This window comes from Enterobacter cloacae complex sp. 2024EL-00227 (assembly GCF_043945315.1).
Taxonomy (GTDB): Bacteria; Pseudomonadota; Gammaproteobacteria; order Enterobacterales; family Enterobacteriaceae; genus Enterobacter; species Enterobacter roggenkampii.
In genome coordinates this window covers 1-1,331 of record NZ_JBIMQP010000062.1, presented here as the reverse complement: position 1 = coordinate 1,331, position 1,331 = coordinate 1, and the positions used below count along the sequence as shown (strand labels likewise).

1 protein-coding gene is annotated in these 1,331 nt (G+C 53.8%); it reads right to left on the bottom strand.

What is annotated here, in order from left to right:
• Positions 1–11: 11 nt before the first annotated feature.
• Positions 12–1,240, bottom strand: a protein-coding gene (locus tag ACHH0Z_RS25545) for an IS3-like element ISEc36 family transposase (RefSeq protein ID WP_154298512.1) whose coding sequence is annotated in 2 segments (ribosomal slippage) — positions 12–925 and positions 925–1,240 — 1,230 coding nt in all. Because the reading frame shifts where the segments join, the coding sequence is not laid out codon by codon here.
• Positions 1,241–1,331: the final 91 nt, after the last annotated feature.

Below are 1,331 nucleotides of genomic sequence, written 5' to 3'. Positions count from 1 at the left end.
TGGATTGGCCCCTATATTTCCATACACTTTTTATCACTTAACCCATTACTGGTTCGCCGCCGCAGATATTCCCGTGGCGAACGATACCCCAGTGCACTATGCGGATGCCATTCGTTGTAATGTTCGAAGGCCTCCGCAAGGTTCTTTACCGCTGTTAACCCGTCGGGTTTCGGCATGATGCTGATGTAATCGCGCTTCATCGTTTTCACGAAGCTCTCTGCCATCCCGTTGCTTTCCGGGCTACGTACCGCCGTATGTTTAGGCTCCAGTCCTACCATTCTGGCGAACTGACGCGTCTGATAAGAACGGTAGGCTGAACCGTTGTCTGTCAGCCACTCAACTGGGGATGTCGGCAGGCTGTTACCGAAGCGACGCTCCACGGCACCCAGCATGACGTCCTGCACGGTTTCACTGTCATATCCACCGTTACTGGCCGCCCAGTAAAGTGCCTCGCGATCGCAACAGTCCAGAGCGAACGTGACCCGCAGTTTTTCACCGTTATCACAGCTGAACTCGAAGCCGTCAGAGCACCACCGCTGGTTACTTTCTCCAACGGCCACTTTCCCTGTATGCGCCCGCTTCGATGGCGGTATTTCCGGTTTACGCTCAAGCAGCAGCGCATTCTGACGCATGATGCGGTATACGCGTTTGGCATTGATCACCGCCATGTCGTCAGTTTCTGATTGTCTGCGCAACAGTGCCCATACCCGACGATAACCATAGGTGGGCAGATCGCCGATAACGGTATGGATACGGGCCAGCGCGTCAGTATCATCAGGCTTGCGCTTGCACCGACGATCCTGCCAGTCCTTCGACCGACGGGCTATGGCATGCAGTTGCGCACGTGAGACCCGGAGGCAACGACTGACAAGGCTTATTCGCCATCCTCCGGTAACAAGGGCACGTGCGCTATCCACTTTTTTTGTCGGCCATATTCAACGGCTTCTTTTAGCAGCTCGTTTTCCATGGTTTTCTTGCCCAACAGGCGCTGCAGCTCTTTAATTTGCTTCATCGCAGATGCCAGCTCCGACGCGGGCACAACCTGTTCTCCTGCGGCAACGGCTGTAAGGCTGCCTTCCTGATACTGCTTACGCCACAGGAACAGCTGACTGGCAGCAACGCCATGCTGACGGGCGACCAGCGACACGGTCATTCCGGGCTCAAAACTCTGCTGAACAATGGCGATTTTTTCCTGAACACTTCGCCGTCTGCGCTTCTCTGGACCTAAAACATCAATCATTCGGACTCCAACGACTAGTCTAAAAACTAGTATTAAGACTATCACTAACTTAAGTGATACCAACTGTCTGGAGATTCATGGGGCCAGTCTA